Consider the following 15,662-nt stretch of genomic DNA (forward strand, 5'->3'; position numbering starts at 1 on the left):
CATCAAGCTTAAAACTTGTCACAGGATTGATCTCACTTGAGAATGACCGTTTGCGCAAGTTTTAGAACAAGAAGGTGCTAAAAGTCCAAAGGTTGATTTATTGGTCGCAATTTATCGGTTTGACTGATACTCACTGAAAGCCCCGCCACCAAGACGTTGTTCATCATGCGGGACTTCTTGCAGGATTTAGGTGAACATCGTTGAAGGGAAAATTTTGGGGAGAATCAGTCTGGTGTCCATTGGAATAGTTTGTATTATCGCCGAGTTTTCTGGATTAGGCTATCTCCAAAGGTCGATAATTTGCAAGGTTGGGGAATGTGCAGCGACAACAGGCGAGATCAATCTAAACCTCGATAGAGTTGGTTCATCTCAAATCTTAATCCCAAACTGGTTAAAAGAACGGAATCCCCAGCTTCATAAACCACCACCTCCCAATCCTCCCCTTGGCGACGACGACATTCGACCCATTGCCGATCTTGAGCAATCAAAACATATTCCTCTAAAGTGGCGATTTTTTGATAATCTCGGAACTTCTCATCAAGGTCAAAGGCTTGGGTACTGGGGGATAGCACCTCCACAATCAGCTTAGGATAGCGCTTAAGGTAGCGATCGCCCCGATCCCGAGGATCACAAGTCACAAAAGCATCGGGATAGTAATAAAACTCATTCTGATAATTAACCCTCACATTACCCGAATAAAATCGACATTCCGAGTCTCCCAGATGATCGTCAATTATCTTCAGCAGATTAAAAGCAATACGATCATGATTATCCGTCCCCCCCGACATCGCATAGACCAAACCCCGTCTATATTCATGACGATGGGCGCTTTGAAGCTCTAAACTTAAATACTCTTCTGGGCTAACATAGTTTGGAACAGCAATCATAATAACCTCCGCTCAACGCTGCAACCTTGATCTCAATTATAGGTAGGGCTTGCTGAATAACTCTACTCGTGGGGCTAGGGAATAGGGAATAGATAATTGATAATTGTTCCCCCGCTCCCCTGCTCCCCCTCTCCCCTGCTCCCCCTCTCCCCTGCTCCCCATTCCCGATTGCCCAGCAACAAAAGCACCCCCCACAGCGAACCGTGAGGGGAAACCCAGACCTAATCTACCACTTCAGGATATTACAACCCCAGGGCAGAACGAGTTTGCGGCCCCACAATGCCATCCACCAGTAAACCCTGTTGAGATTGGAAACGACGCACAGCCGCCGCCGTATTCGAGCCATAAACCCCATCAATCGTCACAGCTAAACGGGTTTGCACTTGCCGCACCGCGTCCCCCGTTGAACCCATGCGCAACATCACGCCCCCAGTTCCCGGGCTTGTTGCACCATTCACCGAAGCTGTATAGGGGCCATAGACCCACCGACCGCTAGAAAGCTGTAACCAGTCGCCACTTTGAGCCACCACAGGCAGTAAAACCGCCCCATTGCGCACGGCAGTACAAGCACCTGTAGCAGAGGGTTGATTCCGAGCGCATAATGTTCCACCATTGGGCGTACTCACCCGACGCGCACGACCCCCACCCACGGGAGGCTGAGGCGCTTGAGCCGTCGTATAAGGACCATAAACCCAACGACCACTAGAAAGTTGTAGCCAGTCCCCACTTCTGGCCACCACAGGTAAGAGCGGCGCCCCATTGCTCACCGTCAAGCAAGGCCCAGAGGCAGAAGGCTGATTCCGAGCGCAGAGGGGGCTACCGTTGGGAGTTTGCACACGCAGGGCAAAAGCAGGCGCTGCCACCATTACACTGGTGGCTAATACCCCAGTCGCCAAAGCACCTAACCACACAGCACTAGGAATATGCCGCCAGTTGAAAAAGTTCAATGTCTCCAATTCATACTCAATCTGTTCGGTTTCTTCGTAACAAGCGTAAACGTGGCTTAAAGATAAAGTATCCATCCAAAAAAATCTCCTAAATGTAGCTGAGATATCATGTTGAGAACATCGGAGTCCGAGGGACTCGGAAGGATTGTAGGTATAAAAAAAACTTCAAAATTATCTATCCTTTACGGATCATTTTGAGACGAACGTTCTCAAACGTAGTTGCTTCTCAGTATTTCCACTACCTTCAATTCTAAAGTTTTTATCCCGAACTGTCCTCCTTTTAGAGTGAATTTTTGTGTAGTTGATCCCACCAGAAACCTCGTGACTTCCTCCCGACACTCCCCTATGACTGCGGCAGGCTACGGCAATGGGAGAGCGTGGGGCTATGGGCGCGGATGAACTAACAAATGCGCGGCAACTGTTCTCCACTCAACATATCTACAATACGGGTCGCTCCAATTCCGCTTTCTAGAGTCACTAGACCGAAAGAATCTGTTGTCTTTGCTGTCACAGTCCCAATAACAGCCGCTTGGGGATCAAATTGCTTTAAAATCCCCAGCGCCTGATCTACTCCATCAGGGGGGATAAAGGCAATAAATCGCCCCTCATTGGCCACATAGAGGGGGTCAAAGCCCAATATTTCACAGGCCCCCTGCACGTCTTCCCGCAGGGGAACAGCACGTTCTATGATGTGAATTTGCACCTTGGCACTACTGGCAATTTCATTCAGGGCGCTGGCTAGTCCTCCTCGGGTTAAGTCTCGTAAACAGTGGATTTCAACGCCAGCGTCCAGTAATTGCAAGACTTGGGGAGCAACGGATGCCGAATCACTCTCAATGGTGGTTTCAAAGGCTAATCCTTCCCGCACGGCCATGATGGCAATACCATGACGACCTAAATCTCCGCTTAACAGCACCTGATCTCCCACGGCGACGGAGAGGGGGGCGATGATTTGTTCATGTTCAATGATGCCAATGCCTGCGGTATTAATAAAAATACCGTCTCCCTTGCCCCGGTCTACTACTTTTGTGTCCCCTGTGACAATTTGGACTCCGGCTTGCTGGGCGGCCTGCTGCATGGACTGGACAACACGCCACAACAGGGTCATGTCTAGGCCTTCTTCTAAGATAAATCCAGCACTGAGATAGAGGGGACGGGCTCCACTCATGGCTAAATCATTGACGGTGCCATGAATGGCGAGAGACCCAATATCACCGCCGGGGAAAAAGAGGGGATTAATTACATAGGAGTCGGTAGTAAAGGCGATTTTCTCGCTGGGTAAGTTAAGGCGGATGGAGTCGTGGGGCGGGGTGGCAGCTTGGAAGGTGGGAGCAAACATCTGTTCTATAAGTTGGTTCATCAGTTTGCCTCCGCCGCCGTGGGCTAATAGGACTTGGGGGTATTGATCTAAGGGAATGGGACAGGAGAGGTTAAAATCGCTCATGAAATTGACGGCGGGGTAAGTAAAGGAGTGGTTGAGGGGAATCATGTTAACCTACCTAAGATGGCTTGGTTTAAGATGGAACGACCTCAGCCGAAGGTTTATATTAAAGCCTATACTGTGGCTAGCTGACTGGGCAAATACTGCAATCAAGGAGTGTTTTGATGAATGGGAGTGTCAATAATCAACTCCAGATTTTAGTGATTGGTGGCGGTGCGGCGGGTTTTTTTGGGGCGATTACGGCGGCTGGGTGTGGGGCTAAGGTGACGCTTTTGGAGGCGGGACGAGTGCCTTTGGGGAAGGTGCGGATTTCCGGTGGGGGGCGCTGTAATGTGACCCATCATTGTTTTGATGCGGCTTTGTTTTGTCAAAATTACCCTCGCGGGGGGAAGGCTCTACGGGGGGCTTTGACACGGTTTGGGGCGAAGGATACGGTGGCTTGGTTTGAGTCGCGGGGGGTCCGGTTGAAGGCGGAAGCCGATGGGCGAATGTTCCCGGTGACGGATGATTCGGGGACGATTGTGGATTGTTTACTGGAGGCGGCACGGAAGGCGGGAGTCCTGTTGCGGACGGGCTGCCCGGTGCAGGGGGTGCAACGGTTGGAGTTGGGGGGGTTTGAGGTGGGGTTGAAGTCGGGGGAGGGGTTACGGTGCGATCGCCTCCTCATCGCTACCGGAAGTCATCCCACGGGCTACCGTTGGGCCCAAAGCCTTGGCCATCAAATCATTCCCCCGGTTCCCTCTCTCTTTACCTTTAACCTCCAAGACCCTCGTTTACAAGGTTTAGCTGGATTAAGTGTCGATCCCGTCACCGTCCATTTACAAACCCCCGGCAAGCTAAAATTCAGCCAAACTGGCCCTCTCTTAATCACCCACTGGGGACTTAGTGGCCCCGCTATTCTCAAACTCTCCGCTTGGGGGGCGCGAGTATTACAAGAACATCAGTATAAACTCCCTTTACGGATTAACTGGCTCCCCGAATTTAACCCCGAAACCCTTCGTCAACACCTATTAGCGACTAAACAAGCCACCCCCAAGCGCAAAATCACCAATTCTTGTCCCGTTTCCCTCCCTAAGCGACTCTGGCAACGTTTTTTAACAACGGTGGGCATCGAAGAGCAACGCATTTGGGCGGAGTTACCCAAGACCGCCCTCAATGCCTTAGTACAGGAATTAACCGGGGGAGAATATCACATTTTGGGGAAAGGGGTTTTTAAGGAAGAATTTGTCACTTGTGGCGGGATTAAATTAGGGGAAATTAATTTTAAAACTATGGAAAGTCGTTGCTGTCCGGGGCTATATTTTGCCGGGGAGATTCTGGATATTGATGGCATTACTGGAGGGTTTAATTTCCAAAATGCCTGGACTACAGGTTGGTTAGCTGGACAAGGAATCGGGAATCCCTAAAATTCCCTGCTGTCCCATCCCTGCCCAACGGCATCCTAAATTTAAGAATTCTCCGTCTAATCGGGGTTAGACTTGCTTCCTCCCTTGCAGGGAGGGGATGAATAGCAACCAATAAACAAACTGAGCGATCGCGAATTCTCGGATGAGCAGCTACAATATTATCGGCCGTAACCTTAAACGCCAACAACAAAAACTATCCCGCAAGCAAAAGGGGAGTCAGAATAGAACTAAAGCTAAACAAAAAGTAGCTAAGGTTTATAGCAAGACGGCCCGTTGCCGTGAGGACTTTCTACACAAACTATCCCGCAAGATAGTCAACGAAAACCAAGTTATTGCTGTAGAGAATCTGAATGTAAAAGGGATGGTACGAAACCCCAAACTAGCCAAGGCGATTAGTGATGTGGGCTGGGGAATGTTTAGCACAATGCTTAAATATAAAGCGGAGTGGGAAGGAAAAACCTATATTGAGGTTGACCGTTTCTTTGCATCCTCTAAAACCTGCCACGTTTGCCTCAACCGAGTAGATAGTTTGTCGTTGGATATTCGTCAATGGCAATGTCAACATTGTGAGACTTGCCATGATCGAGATGTCAACGCAGCCCAAAATATCAGAAATGAAGCCTTGCGGATCTTGTCGTTGGGAACCAGCGATACTGCCTGGGGAGGGAGTGTAAGACAACCTGGCAAAACATCGGTTTTGTTAGATGCAGTTCCCGTTGAATCAGGAAGCCCCATCCTCGCCAACGGCAGGGTGGGGTAGTTCACAGGTATTGTTAACGATGGAGTGAGATGGACTGGAATTGAGTGGTGAGGTGGCCGATTGACCTGAGCATTAAACAAATTGAGTAGGGAATAAGAAATCGGGACGGGTTTTTAACAAAATGTTTCTCTCCCACGCAAAACATTCAAATTCCTAAAGCGGCTTGCACAAAGGACTGTAAGGAATTTCGTACCTCTCCTAACTTTTGGCCCCAAGGTTGTTGACGAGCGAGAAAAACTCGGGCGCAGTTGCGGCCGGGCATCCCGGAAATGGAGCCTCCCGGATGGGTGCCGGCCCCGGTTAAATATAAGCCCTCAATGGGGGTTTTATAGTCTGCTAACTCCGGTAAAGGTCGTAAGAATACCATTTGATCTAAGGTCATGTCCAAATGGTAATAATTGCCCTTATAAGCCCCTAAACGTTCTCCCAGTTCGGCGGGACTTTCTACACGACGGGCGAGGATGGAGGATTTTAAATTCGGGGCATAGGTGGCGAGTTTATCAATTACGCGGTCGGCTACTTGGTTTTTCAGGGTATCGGTCCATCCGGTGCCGTTTAAGCCTGTTCCGGCGGCGTTGCGGATTTGGTAGGGGGCGAAAAACTCAATCCAGAGGGTGTGATGGCCTTCGGGGGCCATAGTGGGGTCGAGGACGGTGGGACAGACCACGTAGAGGGAGGGGTCTTGGTCGGGAATTTCGCCGAATAAGCAGAGGGAGTGGGCTTGTTCTACATGATCTACGGAGTCGGCGATCAGGATGGAGCCAATCAGGTAGTTGTCTTGATGACCATAGCCCTCAAAACGGGGGGCTTGGGAGAGGGCGCAATCAATTTTGAGGATGGTTTCATTGTTGTTCACAATACGGCGGGCAATGCGTTGACGGAGTTGGGGGTCAGTGTCTTGTGGGTCAATGAGTTGGAGAAAGAGGCGTTGTGCGTCAAGGTTGGAAATGACACCTTGGGTGGCGCGGTATTCTTTGCCTCCGGCCACGGCGACTCCGACGGCTTTTCCGTTGTCGATGAGTAGGCGTTCCACGGCTTGGTCGGTGTAGATTTTCCCGCCGAGGGCTAACACTAATTTAACGAGGGCGGCGGTGAGGGCACCTGTTCCTCCTTTGGGGCGAGACATTCCGGGGGCGTGGCGCATGGCCATCATCATGGATCCGACGGCGATGCCTTTCTGGGAGGGGGGCGCGCCGATTTCGGCGGCGAGACGGGCGAGGGGGGCTTTGACGACTTCATGATCAAACCACTCGTTGAGGAGGTCGCTGGGGGAGGTGATCATGGTGCGGATAAAGTCGAGAACTTTGTTTTTGGAGCCGAGGAGGGCGCGTAGGTCTTTCAAGTTGTCTGACTCGAAGTTGCGGGCAATTTCTAAGAGGGCCATTGGGGGGGCGTTGAAGAGGGGTGCGATCGCCCGGGCTAGTTGTTGCCAATAGCGGGTAAACTCGGCGTACTGTTGGGCATCATGGTCACTATAGCGGGCAATTTCGGCACAGGTGGCGGCGACAGACTGATGGGCGAGAAAATAGTCCCCATTGGCTTGGGGGCAGAAGACGACGGGATCACAGGGTAGGTATTCTAAACCGTAGCGGGTGAGTTCTAATTCTTGCACCACTGGACCGAGGTGAATAAATTCATGGTCAATGGCACAGAGGTTAAATTTAAAGCCCGGTGCTTCCTTGGGCATCACTTCCTCGGTGGTGGCAGCCCCTCCGGGAACCGGGCGTTTTTCTAACAAGACCACCCGATATCCGGCTTTTAGTAAATAGGCCGCACAAACTAGACCATTATGACCCGCCCCAATAATCACCACATCGTAGGTTTCCATGACCTGACTTTCTGCTACAGTTGCGCTTTTCATTGACGCTTCACAGCAATGTGCTACCTAAGTAGTCTTACCCTCGCTCTGCGTCCGTTTAGAGTCTCCTAATGCCCTGTGGCGACTATGTTTCATGGTACTCAAGCCAAAAGCTTGTTGTCTTCAGGGATGTAGTTAAACATTGCCCATCGGAACTGTCGCCCCCCGGAACTGTCTAACTGCGCTCTCATCGTAGCTATTTCAACGGGTCTTGAGCCTATAGACTTCTCTATTTTAGAACAAAGCCATCCTAGTTGATAATTGTACAGGATCAACCCGGTTTTTTGGACAGTCGCCAAAACTCGGTTTCTGGGGTGCAGGTGATCATGAGACTCTATCCCTTGCCTCCTAACCAAAACCATAATAAACCCGCCACACCCCACCAGCCGACTTTAACAAGAGAGCGATCGCTTTATTACAATCGTGGATTCCTCGGGGGGTCAGAGATGATGGAAAGAGACGATCAGGCTATACTATCAGAACTGATCTAATTTCCATTTGCCCTGGAGTTATGAGTCCCAATATTAAAATTGTTCAACCGTCTGGAATTTTGGATAGCACCAAAGTGGCCGAGTTTCGCCAAGAAATCAATGAGAGTGTCAGAAATGGCGCTCAGATTATTTTGATTGATTTTAAGGATGTGACGTTTATGGATAGCTCTGGCTTAGGGGCGCTCGTTCTCGCGTTGAAAACTGTGCGGGCTGAACATAGGAAGCTATTTATCTGTTCGATTAATGAACAGATTAAGATGCTGTTTGAGTTAACCAGTATGGATCGGGTGTTTGATATTTTTGCCGATCGGGACGCTTTCCATCAGGCTACGGCTGCTGAGTCTTGAGGGTCATGCTCTCCAGCCTAAAATTTAATTTCCATCAGAGATAAATCATCCTCAAAATAGGTGAGGGCATTCATCCGTTTTATTTTTTCGATCAGCCAATCTAAATTTCGTTCAGGCTGGGCAAAGTAGGACTGTAACTGCTCAATGAAGCGGTCAATGCCCCATAGATTCCCATCGGGGGCGTTAATCTCGTAAATGCCATCGCTGAAGATGTAGAGACAGGAGTCTGGTTCAATTTGACAGGTGGCATCAGTATATTCAACATCGGGGAACATTCCGGCTGGAAAACCGGGGGTTTTGAGCTTTTGTACCAAAATTTCCCCTAGGGTCGTGCTACTGAGCAGAAGGGCTGGGGGGTGTCCGGCACTGGCATAGATTAACTGCTGCGATCGCCGATTATAAACCCCGTACCAAATGGTGAAGTATTTATCATTGCGGGCGGTCATTTGAAAGGTTTCATTCAGACCGCGCAGGACTTCACTCGGCTGATGATAATTGACCTGAATCAACCCCTTAGAACGCAGTAAATTAATAACTGCCAGGGAGGGCAAAGCTGCCCGCAAACCATGCCCCGACACATCCAACAAATAGACGGCTAAATGATCCTCATCCAGCCAAAAATAGTCAAAACTATCTCCCCCCAACTGGCTAGAAGGAATAAAACGCACATCCACCGCTAATCTCCCATCCTCAAAGGGTTCTGGTAAGAGAGAACATACATACTCTGCGGCTTCTGCTAATTCGGCTTCTAGAATGCGCTTTTGATATTGGAGATCACTACTTAACTGATGGAGACGCAAACCGGAGCGAATGCGCGCCTTGAGTTCAAACATTTCAATCGGTTTACAGAGAAAATCATCGGCCCCGGCATCCAGACCTTCTACCCGGTCTTCCACAGATCCTTTAGAAGTAAGCAAAATAAAAAAAGTCGTCGAAAGTTGGGGCGTAGCCTTAATATGACGACAGACCTCTAGACCATTCATCTGAGGCATGACCCAATCACAAATGACCATAGCCGGACAAAGTTCTTGGGCTTTGGCGAGTCCTTCCACTCCATTTCCTGCTACGGTCACTTCATACCCTTGGCGCGTTAAGGTACGTTTGAGGAGGAGTTGAATCGCAGGATCATCATCAACGATTAGAATATGCGTCATGGTACGGTGATCACTTCAGGAACGTTAGACGACAGCAGGTTCTTATAGCAATCCTATGTTAGTTTTGACGACTTGACCAAAATTCATGGGATACAAGCCCCGCCCCTTTCTCGTTTCGAGACGCTGTGGGAACGACTCGGTTTGGGGCAAACCTTTTAAGGCGGCTTGGTCTTAGCCTATGGCTTGCCCCCAGTGCTATCATACCCCCATGCTAAACATCACCAGAGAACCCCTCAAAGACAAGGAACACAACAAGGGGGCAGGGATAGGCTACCGGAAATTTGGGGTTAGAACCTCCCCCTTCTAAGGGGACTTTAGATTAGTTCACTGAATCCTATGATATATATGTTATCATAGAAGTCCATCGGAGACAGAAAATGCTAGTTCTCGAATTTAAGGTTTACGCCAAACCCAATCAATTTCAAGCCATCGATGAAGCGATTAGAATTTGTCAATTTATTCGCAACAAATCAATTGCCTGGCAAAATTAATTAGCGATGCTTCTTGGTATCAATTCCGATTGTTCTTAGAATATTTAGGAACGGTGTTTGGTAGAATTACAATTGCTGTCAATCCTGCCTATCTAGAAATGCTTCTGCTTACCCAAAGGCTTCTCTTGGCTATTCTCAAACAAGCTTACCGTCAAGTCCCCACGGAATTAAGAATCCTCAAGCGGACTCTGGCCTGGTTTAACTCCCTTTATCTCCCTGAGATTGAACAAAAAGATTGGTTACAGTGCGAACTCGCCTTAGCCGAAGGCCTGACCAATGCCATTCGTCATGCTCATCGGGACAAACCCCCAGAAACCCCGATTGATCTTGAAGTCACGGTTGATGATCAACAGATTATCCTGCGGATTTGGGATGCTGGCGCGCCCTTTTCCCTCCAGCAGTATCTGAGGGAACAAGCGGACCCCATGAATACCCATGCGGGGGGGGGACGGGGTTTAGTGATTTTACAAAAAATCGCCGATGTGTTGGAATATAATCGCACAGAAGACCAGCGTAATTGCTTGTTAATTGTGAAACAATATTCAAGGGCTAATGAAACCTGTGATGAGGAAACCTGTTAAACTGTTATGAGTTATACGTTATGAATCCAGTGGTTTCTGCTGAGTGGTTGGTGAACCAGTTGGACAATCCACAAATCGCGATCGCGGATTGTCGGTTTCAATTGGCAAACCCCCAATGGGGGCGGAATCAATATCAAGAAAGTCATATTCTTGGCGCTTATTATCTCGATCTAAATCTAGATTTATCAGCCCCGGTAGGACAGTCTATGCGGGGAACTCACGGGGGTCGTCATCCCTTGCCTGATTCAGCCTCCTTTGCCGCCAAAATGGCTCAGATGGGGGTGGAATGGGGGGAAACGTGGGTCATTGCTTATGACGACTCAGCCATGGGTTTTGCAGCCCGTCTGTGGTGGCTTTTACGCTACTTCGGTCATGAGCAGGTAGCTATTCTCGATGGGGGATGGTCAGGTTGGCTCAATCAGTCTTATCCTGTCACAGCCGATTGTCCGCCCCCCCAAACTGGGACGTTTATCCCCCAAGCGCAATCCCATTGGGTGGTGGACTATCAAACGGTACTCACTCGGAAGGATCAGCCTACTGTCACCTTAATTGACTCACGAGATGGCGATCGCTACCGAGGAGAACGGGAGCCCATCGACCCCCAAGCGGGTCACATTCCGGGTGCCGTGAACATCCCTTGGCGAGAAGTTTGTACCGCCGACGGTCATATCCGTCCCCTCGCAGAACAACAACAACGCTGGCAAACTATCGGGACTGAACAGGAGATCATAGTCTACTGTGGTTCTGGAGTTACAGCTTGTGTGAATCTCTTATCGTTAGAATTAGCGGGTATTCCCAACGCTAAACTTTATGTTGGTGGCTGGAGTGATTGGTGTTCTTATCACCTCTCGGCCTAACATCTTAACTTCTTATTAGATTCGCTCAACTAAACCCATTCCTGAGATCATTAAGATCGAGCTTATTCAGTCCCTCGTGATAGAACATTTTGGGGAGAGTTGCCCCTTGTTTTATTCACAGGTAGAACTCTGCTGTATAATGTTTCTTTTATCCCTAAAATCTAAACTCTAATCTCCTAATCTTCTTATTAGGTATTATTTTTATGCGTTTAACAGAGAATCGTCTGTCTATTTTTGTAGACGGGAATAATATGTTCTATGCTCAACAAAAGAATGGTTGGTTCTTTGACCCCAGACGAGTTTTAGAATATTTCAAAAACCGCAATAATGTCACCTTAGTAAATGCGTTTTGGTACACCGGATTAAAAGATCCCCAAGATCAGCGAGGTTTTCGGGATGCCTTAATTAGCCTAGGGTATACCGTCCGCACAAAAATTTTAAAGGAATATTATGATGACGTATCCGGTCGTTACTCCCAAAAAGCGAATTTAGATATAGAAATTGTGGTAGATATGTTTAACACCTGCGAACAGTATAATCGGGTTGTTTTATTTAGTGGTGATGGTGATTTTGAGCGAGCCATAGAGTTATTAAGGTCAAAAAACACTCATATCACTGTTGTTTCTACCGAGGGCATGATTGCCCGAGAATTACGAAATGCAACAGATTGTTATATTGATTTAAATGATATTCGTGAAGATATCGAAAAGATGGATTATTAATCCCCAACCTTGATCCGTTAAGCTTCCTATTACCGATTCCCTGACCTGTATTCATTCAGTCGAAAAAAAACATCTTGATCGCTCGTGGTTTTTCAGGATAGCGAGCGCTCAAGATGGTTTGGGATACTACTGTGGGTGATGTTGTGCCGAAACAATGGACTTTAGCGGGCTGTCTCTGAGTTATTTCTCAGATTCTGCATCCGTTGTCGCATTTGAGCCGCTTCTTCGGGGTTAATATTCCGCAATCCCGTACTTGGACGACCCATCCGAGAATTGCTATCGCGGTTCATGCGCCGTTGTTGGTGCATTTCGTTCATTTGACTGCGTTGTTCCGGGGTCAAGATATTGCGCATTTCCAACATGGATTGAAAGCGCAAGTTCCCCATTTCTTGTTGCAGGCGTTGGATTTCATTATGTTGGGCGCGTAATTCCTGTTCCGAGGCTGAACTGCTACCCATTAGTTCCCGCATCCGTTGGTGAGCCGCTTGCAGGGTTTGCCGACTTTGGTTCATTTGGGTGCTGTTGCGTTCATGAATGGCGCGCATTTGTTGCCGTTGGTTTTCATCAAGGTTGAGGGTTTCCATTAAGTGGTCATGATTGGGGCCTTTCTCTTCTCCCCAATTCCCTCGTCCCGGTCGCATTTGTTGGGCTTGTAAGCCATTGCCCGACTCGTTAAACAGGGGCTGTGCTAGGGCAATCCCTCCGGTGAGGGTGAGGAGAGCGACTGTCAAGGCGGAGACTCTTTGAATATTGTTCATTGTGATCCCTACTGATTATGTGTATTAATTGGAGGTTTCTGTTTCAAAGTTGGCGAGACTGAGCCAACTCTGATCCCAATTGCTGGTCAGGGTTTCGGAGTTAAGGGTTTCGGTGTCCCAAAGAGTGAGCATGAATTCTTCAATCTCCTGTTGTTCAGATTCAGTTAGAACCGGACTGACTCGATTTAGGTTCAGTCGGGGAACAACTATCCAAGTTAAGAGGGTACTAGCTGCAATGAGCGCACCCCCCATCACCCAAAGACGACGCGGACGATGAATCGATGAGGAACTGGGAGAGTCTATGATTTGCCGCATCAACCGTTCCTCTAAGGTGGGATCGACCTGTGGGGGAACAGGACGATATTGTTTTAAGAAGTCCACTAAGTCGCGGTTGGGGTCGTTGTTGTTGTTCATGGTTCCTCCTTCCTCTTTCACAGGGACACACCTTCAGACTGAAGCAATTGCCGCAACGCTTTACGGGCGTGAAAGAGACGAGATTTAACAGTTCCAAGGGGAATGTCTAAGATTTTCGCCACTTCCTTTTGAGGGACATCTTCGAGATCGTGCAAGACTAAAACCACTCGATGTTCGAGATCTAATTGCTTGAGGCCTCGTTGTACCAAGTCTTGGTAGTGGAGTCGCAAAAGATCCGGGGTGAGTTGGACTGGAGCCGTGCGATCGCTCAAAGCTTCCTCGGTCTGTTCTTGACGCATTACGGCAAATCTACGCCGTTGATCTTGGGCAACGTTCCAAGTAATACGATACAACCAAGTGCCGAAGGTGGAAGCCTGACGCAGTTTGGACAATCCTTTCCATGCTTTAAGAAAAACGTCTTGGGTTAGATCGTCTAACATGGCATTCCCACATAAGGAATACAGGGTAGAGCGCACACGCTTTTGATACCGTTGGTAAAGTTCCTGGAAAGAGGTGCTGTCACCTTGCTGACATCGCAGCACTAATTCGCGATCGCTCATTTGTGTGGAGTCATTGGTTAACACCTCTCGCATTTCCCTCACCAGTCAATTGTGTAGGTTTAGACCAAGGGGGTTCCGAAAAGGTTCAATTTTTCGATCCTCTTTTTTAAAGTGCTTTAGATCACTATTTACTTGTGATCTATATCACAGTCAAAAGAGCCTAAAGTTGCATTGAACCAGAGATACTAGGCACAACCGACGGTAATCAAATTCACTGGAAGATAGGATTAAGATCAGTGCGTTTTCCAGAAAAGCAGGGAACAATAGGGGTATCAGCATCAGAAAAGTAGTAGTGCAACGTTAAACAGGGACTCTCAGGGACAAGATGCTCAATCGTCCATGAACTGGTAGAGCTTAGTAGTTTAGTAAATGGGGATTTACCGAACTGCATTAGGACAAAGCTCAATATCCAAGCTCAACAGCTAAGAGAACTGTACTACTACTTTCTTTTTCTCCCCTTTTCAACAGATCAGTGGCTTGCTGGCTTTTAGGGATTAAAGAGGTTTTGCCAGATTGGCTGCTCTTGTATTCTCCTCCTGAAAACGACACAATCAACCTTAACCCCCCAATGGTTAAAACTGGGGGGTTTTTCTTTGTCGATCATGTTTTCTTGAAAGCCCCGATACTTGAGGACGTTCTGTCAGGGTCAATCTCTGATTGGCTAGACAAGAGTCTATGAGGAAAGAATCCACTCGCCTTTAGGCAGTGGATTGTCAAGGTTGTAGGATACAATGGAGAACGATTCTCAGGTTCATCTGGTGGAGTGGAGTTTGATGGCAGTTGGTCAAAATACCCTATGGGAGAGATTTCTCCAACCCGTGATCCGTCCTTTGATTAATGAGGCGGAAATTAATCAACTCTATGAGAGTATTGATTGGGACACAGAAGGCGATCGCCTACGCAACCCCAATGTCTCCTATCCAGATTATTACACCAGCCAAAACTTTCACGGCATCGCTGAAGGGTACTTGAATCCTCGCGCTGCTGTCACCTATGATCCCATTACCCAGTATGTTCTCCCCCCCAATGAACTCTGGGTACGTCAAGGGTTAATTGAACAAATTGGTGGCACTCCCCACCGCATCCTTGATTTAGGTTGCGGCACTGGTTCCACGACTCTCTTGTTGAAAAAAGCGTTTCCCCAAGCTACGGTGATTGGGGTAGATTTATCCCCCTATATGCTGGTTATGGCTGCCTATAAAGGGGAAAAAGCGGGTTTAAGGATTGATTGGCGACAAGATAAGGCAGAAAGTACCCAGTTCCCTAGTCAGTCTTTTGATTTAGTAACAGCGTCCCTTCTGTTCCACGAAACTCCCCCCGAGATTAGCCAACGGATCTTAAAAGAAGCTTTTCGTTTGCTGGTACCAAATGGACAAGTTCTGATTCTCGACGGCAATCAAAAAACCCTCCGTTTCAGCAGTTGGCTGACAGAAATTTTTGAAGAACCTTATATTCAAGACTATGCTCAAGGAAATCTAGATGCTTGGATGGGAGCGGCCGGGTTTGAAGGGGTGAGAACGGAGGATTTGTGGTTTCTCCACCAAATTACACGAGGTCTAAAACCCCATCCGGCTCGTTATCCTGAATCTCCGGTGAATTTCTCTGGGATGCCTTTTCCTGCGTAAGGGGATCTGTTCAGGAATGGCTTGCCACTGGGGGATAAGTTCGCTATAATGGGAAACGGTTTGCTACCATGCAACCGAGAGGTTGTTCCAATGCTCTCTTAGCTCAATTGGCAGAGCAACTCACTTGTAATGAGTAGGTTATCGGTTCAAGTCCGATAGAGAGCTTACTTTGTAATCGTGACCAGATATAGGCTTGAAGAATTGACTCAATCCTTAGTCATCTCAATTTACCAGAAGAATCTTTGATTTGATCAATTCCGGAACACACCCGCCCAAAAACGGCGAAATCTAAAGGATTGACCCGGAAAGCGACATAAATTTTTCACAATTGCTCTCTATCGTTAGAAGGAGAAACTCCGACAG

At 48.2% G+C, this 15,662-nt stretch carries 15 protein-coding genes and 1 tRNA gene; 8 read left to right on the plus strand and 8 right to left on the minus strand.

What is annotated here, in order from left to right:
• Positions 1–338 precede the first annotated feature (338 nt).
• The 3 genes from K4A83_RS07285 to hypE form a co-directional block, all read right to left on the minus strand.
• Complete coding sequence (locus K4A83_RS07285; protein WP_265263807.1) at positions 339–887, minus strand: Uma2 family endonuclease; 549 nt, start codon at positions 885–887, stop codon at positions 339–341.
• 242 nt (positions 888–1,129) lie between these two features.
• On the minus strand, positions 1,130–1,909 hold the full coding sequence (locus K4A83_RS22875) for a peptidoglycan-binding domain-containing protein (RefSeq protein ID WP_321161004.1): 780 nt from the start codon (positions 1,907–1,909) through the stop codon (positions 1,130–1,132).
• Between the two features lie 325 nt (positions 1,910–2,234).
• Positions 2,235–3,278 carry a hydrogenase expression/formation protein HypE gene (gene hypE, locus K4A83_RS07295; protein WP_407809937.1) on the minus strand — a complete coding sequence of 348 codons (1,044 nt, stop codon included), beginning with the start codon at positions 3,276–3,278 and terminating at the stop codon, positions 2,235–2,237.
• A gap of 161 nt (positions 3,279–3,439) precedes the next feature.
• Between hypE and K4A83_RS07300 the strand changes: the two genes are divergently transcribed.
• Complete coding sequence (locus K4A83_RS07300; protein WP_265263809.1) at positions 3,440–4,681, plus strand: BaiN/RdsA family NAD(P)/FAD-dependent oxidoreductase; 1,242 nt, start codon at positions 3,440–3,442, stop codon at positions 4,679–4,681.
• Between the two features lie 142 nt (positions 4,682–4,823).
• On the plus strand, positions 4,824–5,441 hold the full coding sequence (locus K4A83_RS07305) for an RNA-guided endonuclease InsQ/TnpB family protein (RefSeq protein ID WP_407809935.1): 618 nt from the start codon (positions 4,824–4,826) through the stop codon (positions 5,439–5,441).
• A gap of 145 nt (positions 5,442–5,586) precedes the next feature.
• On the opposite strand, the gene crtO is transcribed toward K4A83_RS07305, so the two are convergent.
• Entirely contained in the window at positions 5,587–7,269 is a 1,683-nt protein-coding gene (gene crtO / locus K4A83_RS07310; protein ID WP_407809938.1) for a beta-carotene ketolase CrtO, read from the minus strand.
• A 541-nt stretch (positions 7,270–7,810) separates the two neighbouring features.
• Here crtO and K4A83_RS07315 point away from each other — a divergent pair.
• Positions 7,811–8,137: an STAS domain-containing protein gene (locus K4A83_RS07315; protein ID WP_265263811.1), complete on the plus strand. Its 327-nt coding sequence runs from the start codon at positions 7,811–7,813 to the stop codon at positions 8,135–8,137.
• Positions 8,138–8,154: 17 nt separating this feature from the next.
• Here K4A83_RS07315 and K4A83_RS07320 read toward each other — a convergent pair whose 3' ends face one another.
• Positions 8,155–9,291 (minus strand): PP2C family protein-serine/threonine phosphatase, encoded by a 1,137-nt coding sequence (locus K4A83_RS07320; protein WP_265263812.1) that lies wholly within the window; start codon positions 9,289–9,291, stop codon positions 8,155–8,157.
• 589 nt (positions 9,292–9,880) lie between these two features.
• On the opposite strand from K4A83_RS07320, the gene K4A83_RS07325 reads away from it, so the two are divergent.
• The 3 genes from K4A83_RS07325 (at position 9,881) to K4A83_RS07335 (ending at position 11,942) form a co-directional block, all read left to right on the plus strand.
• Positions 9,881–10,363: an ATP-binding protein gene (locus K4A83_RS07325; RefSeq protein ID WP_407809939.1), complete on the plus strand. Its 483-nt coding sequence runs from the start codon at positions 9,881–9,883 to the stop codon at positions 10,361–10,363.
• Between the two features lie 20 nt (positions 10,364–10,383).
• Positions 10,384–11,220 (plus strand): sulfurtransferase, encoded by an 837-nt coding sequence (locus K4A83_RS07330; RefSeq protein WP_265263815.1) that lies wholly within the window; start codon positions 10,384–10,386, stop codon positions 11,218–11,220.
• 203 nt (positions 11,221–11,423) lie between these two features.
• Entirely contained in the window at positions 11,424–11,942 is a 519-nt protein-coding gene (locus K4A83_RS07335; RefSeq protein ID WP_017304645.1) for a LabA-like NYN domain-containing protein, read from the plus strand.
• A gap of 161 nt (positions 11,943–12,103) precedes the next feature.
• Here K4A83_RS07335 and K4A83_RS07340 read toward each other — a convergent pair whose 3' ends face one another.
• From K4A83_RS07340 to K4A83_RS07350, 3 genes are read right to left on the minus strand one after another with little or no spacing between them, the layout of a single operon-like run.
• Positions 12,104–12,700, minus strand: coding sequence for a Spy/CpxP family protein refolding chaperone (locus K4A83_RS07340; RefSeq protein WP_265263816.1), 597 nt, complete (start codon positions 12,698–12,700; stop codon positions 12,104–12,106).
• A gap of 24 nt (positions 12,701–12,724) precedes the next feature.
• Positions 12,725–13,114 (minus strand): hypothetical protein, encoded by a 390-nt coding sequence (locus K4A83_RS07345; protein ID WP_265263817.1) that lies wholly within the window; start codon positions 13,112–13,114, stop codon positions 12,725–12,727.
• Positions 13,115–13,131: 17 nt separating this feature from the next.
• Complete coding sequence (locus K4A83_RS07350) at positions 13,132–13,707, minus strand: sigma-70 family RNA polymerase sigma factor (RefSeq protein ID WP_265263818.1); 576 nt, start codon at positions 13,705–13,707, stop codon at positions 13,132–13,134.
• Positions 13,708–14,447: 740 nt separating this feature from the next.
• On the opposite strand from K4A83_RS07350, the gene K4A83_RS07355 reads away from it, so the two are divergent.
• Both K4A83_RS07355 and K4A83_RS07360 read left to right on the plus strand, forming a co-directional pair.
• Positions 14,448–15,299, plus strand: a complete 852-nt coding sequence (locus K4A83_RS07355) for a class I SAM-dependent methyltransferase (RefSeq protein WP_407809940.1) — start codon at positions 14,448–14,450, stop codon at positions 15,297–15,299.
• Positions 15,300–15,391: 92 nt separating this feature from the next.
• Positions 15,392–15,464, plus strand: a tRNA-Thr gene (locus K4A83_RS07360).
• Positions 15,465–15,662: the final 198 nt, after the last annotated feature.

It is taken from the genome of Spirulina subsalsa FACHB-351, from assembly GCF_026130165.1.
Classification (GTDB): Bacteria; Cyanobacteriota; Cyanobacteriia; order Cyanobacteriales; family Spirulinaceae; genus Spirulina_A; species Spirulina_A subsalsa_A.

What these genes read in the sequence shown, in the direction of transcription:
- K4A83_RS07285 (WP_265263807.1), bottom strand. Translation starts at nt 887, where the DNA reads ATGATTGCTGTTCCAAACTATGTTAGCCCAGAAGAGTATTTAAGTTTA.
- K4A83_RS22875 (WP_321161004.1), bottom strand. Translation starts at nt 1,909, where the DNA reads ATGGATACTTTATCTTTAAGCCACGTTTACGCTTGTTACGAAGAAACC.
- hypE (WP_407809937.1), bottom strand. Translation starts at nt 3,278, where the DNA reads ATGAGCGATTTTAACCTCTCCTGTCCCATTCCCTTAGATCAATACCCC.
- K4A83_RS07300 (WP_265263809.1), top strand. Translation starts at nt 3,440, where the DNA reads ATGAATGGGAGTGTCAATAATCAACTCCAGATTTTAGTGATTGGTGGC.
- K4A83_RS07305 (WP_407809935.1), top strand. Translation starts at nt 4,824, where the DNA reads ATGAGCAGCTACAATATTATCGGCCGTAACCTTAAACGCCAACAACAA.
- crtO (WP_407809938.1), bottom strand. Translation starts at nt 7,269, where the DNA reads ATGGAAACCTACGATGTGGTGATTATTGGGGCGGGTCATAATGGTCTA.
- K4A83_RS07315 (WP_265263811.1), top strand. Translation starts at nt 7,811, where the DNA reads ATGAGTCCCAATATTAAAATTGTTCAACCGTCTGGAATTTTGGATAGC.
- K4A83_RS07320 (WP_265263812.1), bottom strand. Translation starts at nt 9,291, where the DNA reads ATGACGCATATTCTAATCGTTGATGATGATCCTGCGATTCAACTCCTC.
- K4A83_RS07325 (WP_407809939.1), top strand. Translation starts at nt 9,881, where the DNA reads ATGCTTCTGCTTACCCAAAGGCTTCTCTTGGCTATTCTCAAACAAGCT.
- K4A83_RS07330 (WP_265263815.1), top strand. Translation starts at nt 10,384, where the DNA reads ATGAATCCAGTGGTTTCTGCTGAGTGGTTGGTGAACCAGTTGGACAAT.
- K4A83_RS07335 (WP_017304645.1), top strand. Translation starts at nt 11,424, where the DNA reads ATGCGTTTAACAGAGAATCGTCTGTCTATTTTTGTAGACGGGAATAAT.
- K4A83_RS07340 (WP_265263816.1), bottom strand. Translation starts at nt 12,700, where the DNA reads ATGAACAATATTCAAAGAGTCTCCGCCTTGACAGTCGCTCTCCTCACC.
- K4A83_RS07345 (WP_265263817.1), bottom strand. Translation starts at nt 13,114, where the DNA reads ATGAACAACAACAACGACCCCAACCGCGACTTAGTGGACTTCTTAAAA.
- K4A83_RS07350 (WP_265263818.1), bottom strand. Translation starts at nt 13,707, where the DNA reads ATGCGAGAGGTGTTAACCAATGACTCCACACAAATGAGCGATCGCGAA.
- K4A83_RS07355 (WP_407809940.1), top strand. Translation starts at nt 14,448, where the DNA reads ATGGCAGTTGGTCAAAATACCCTATGGGAGAGATTTCTCCAACCCGTG.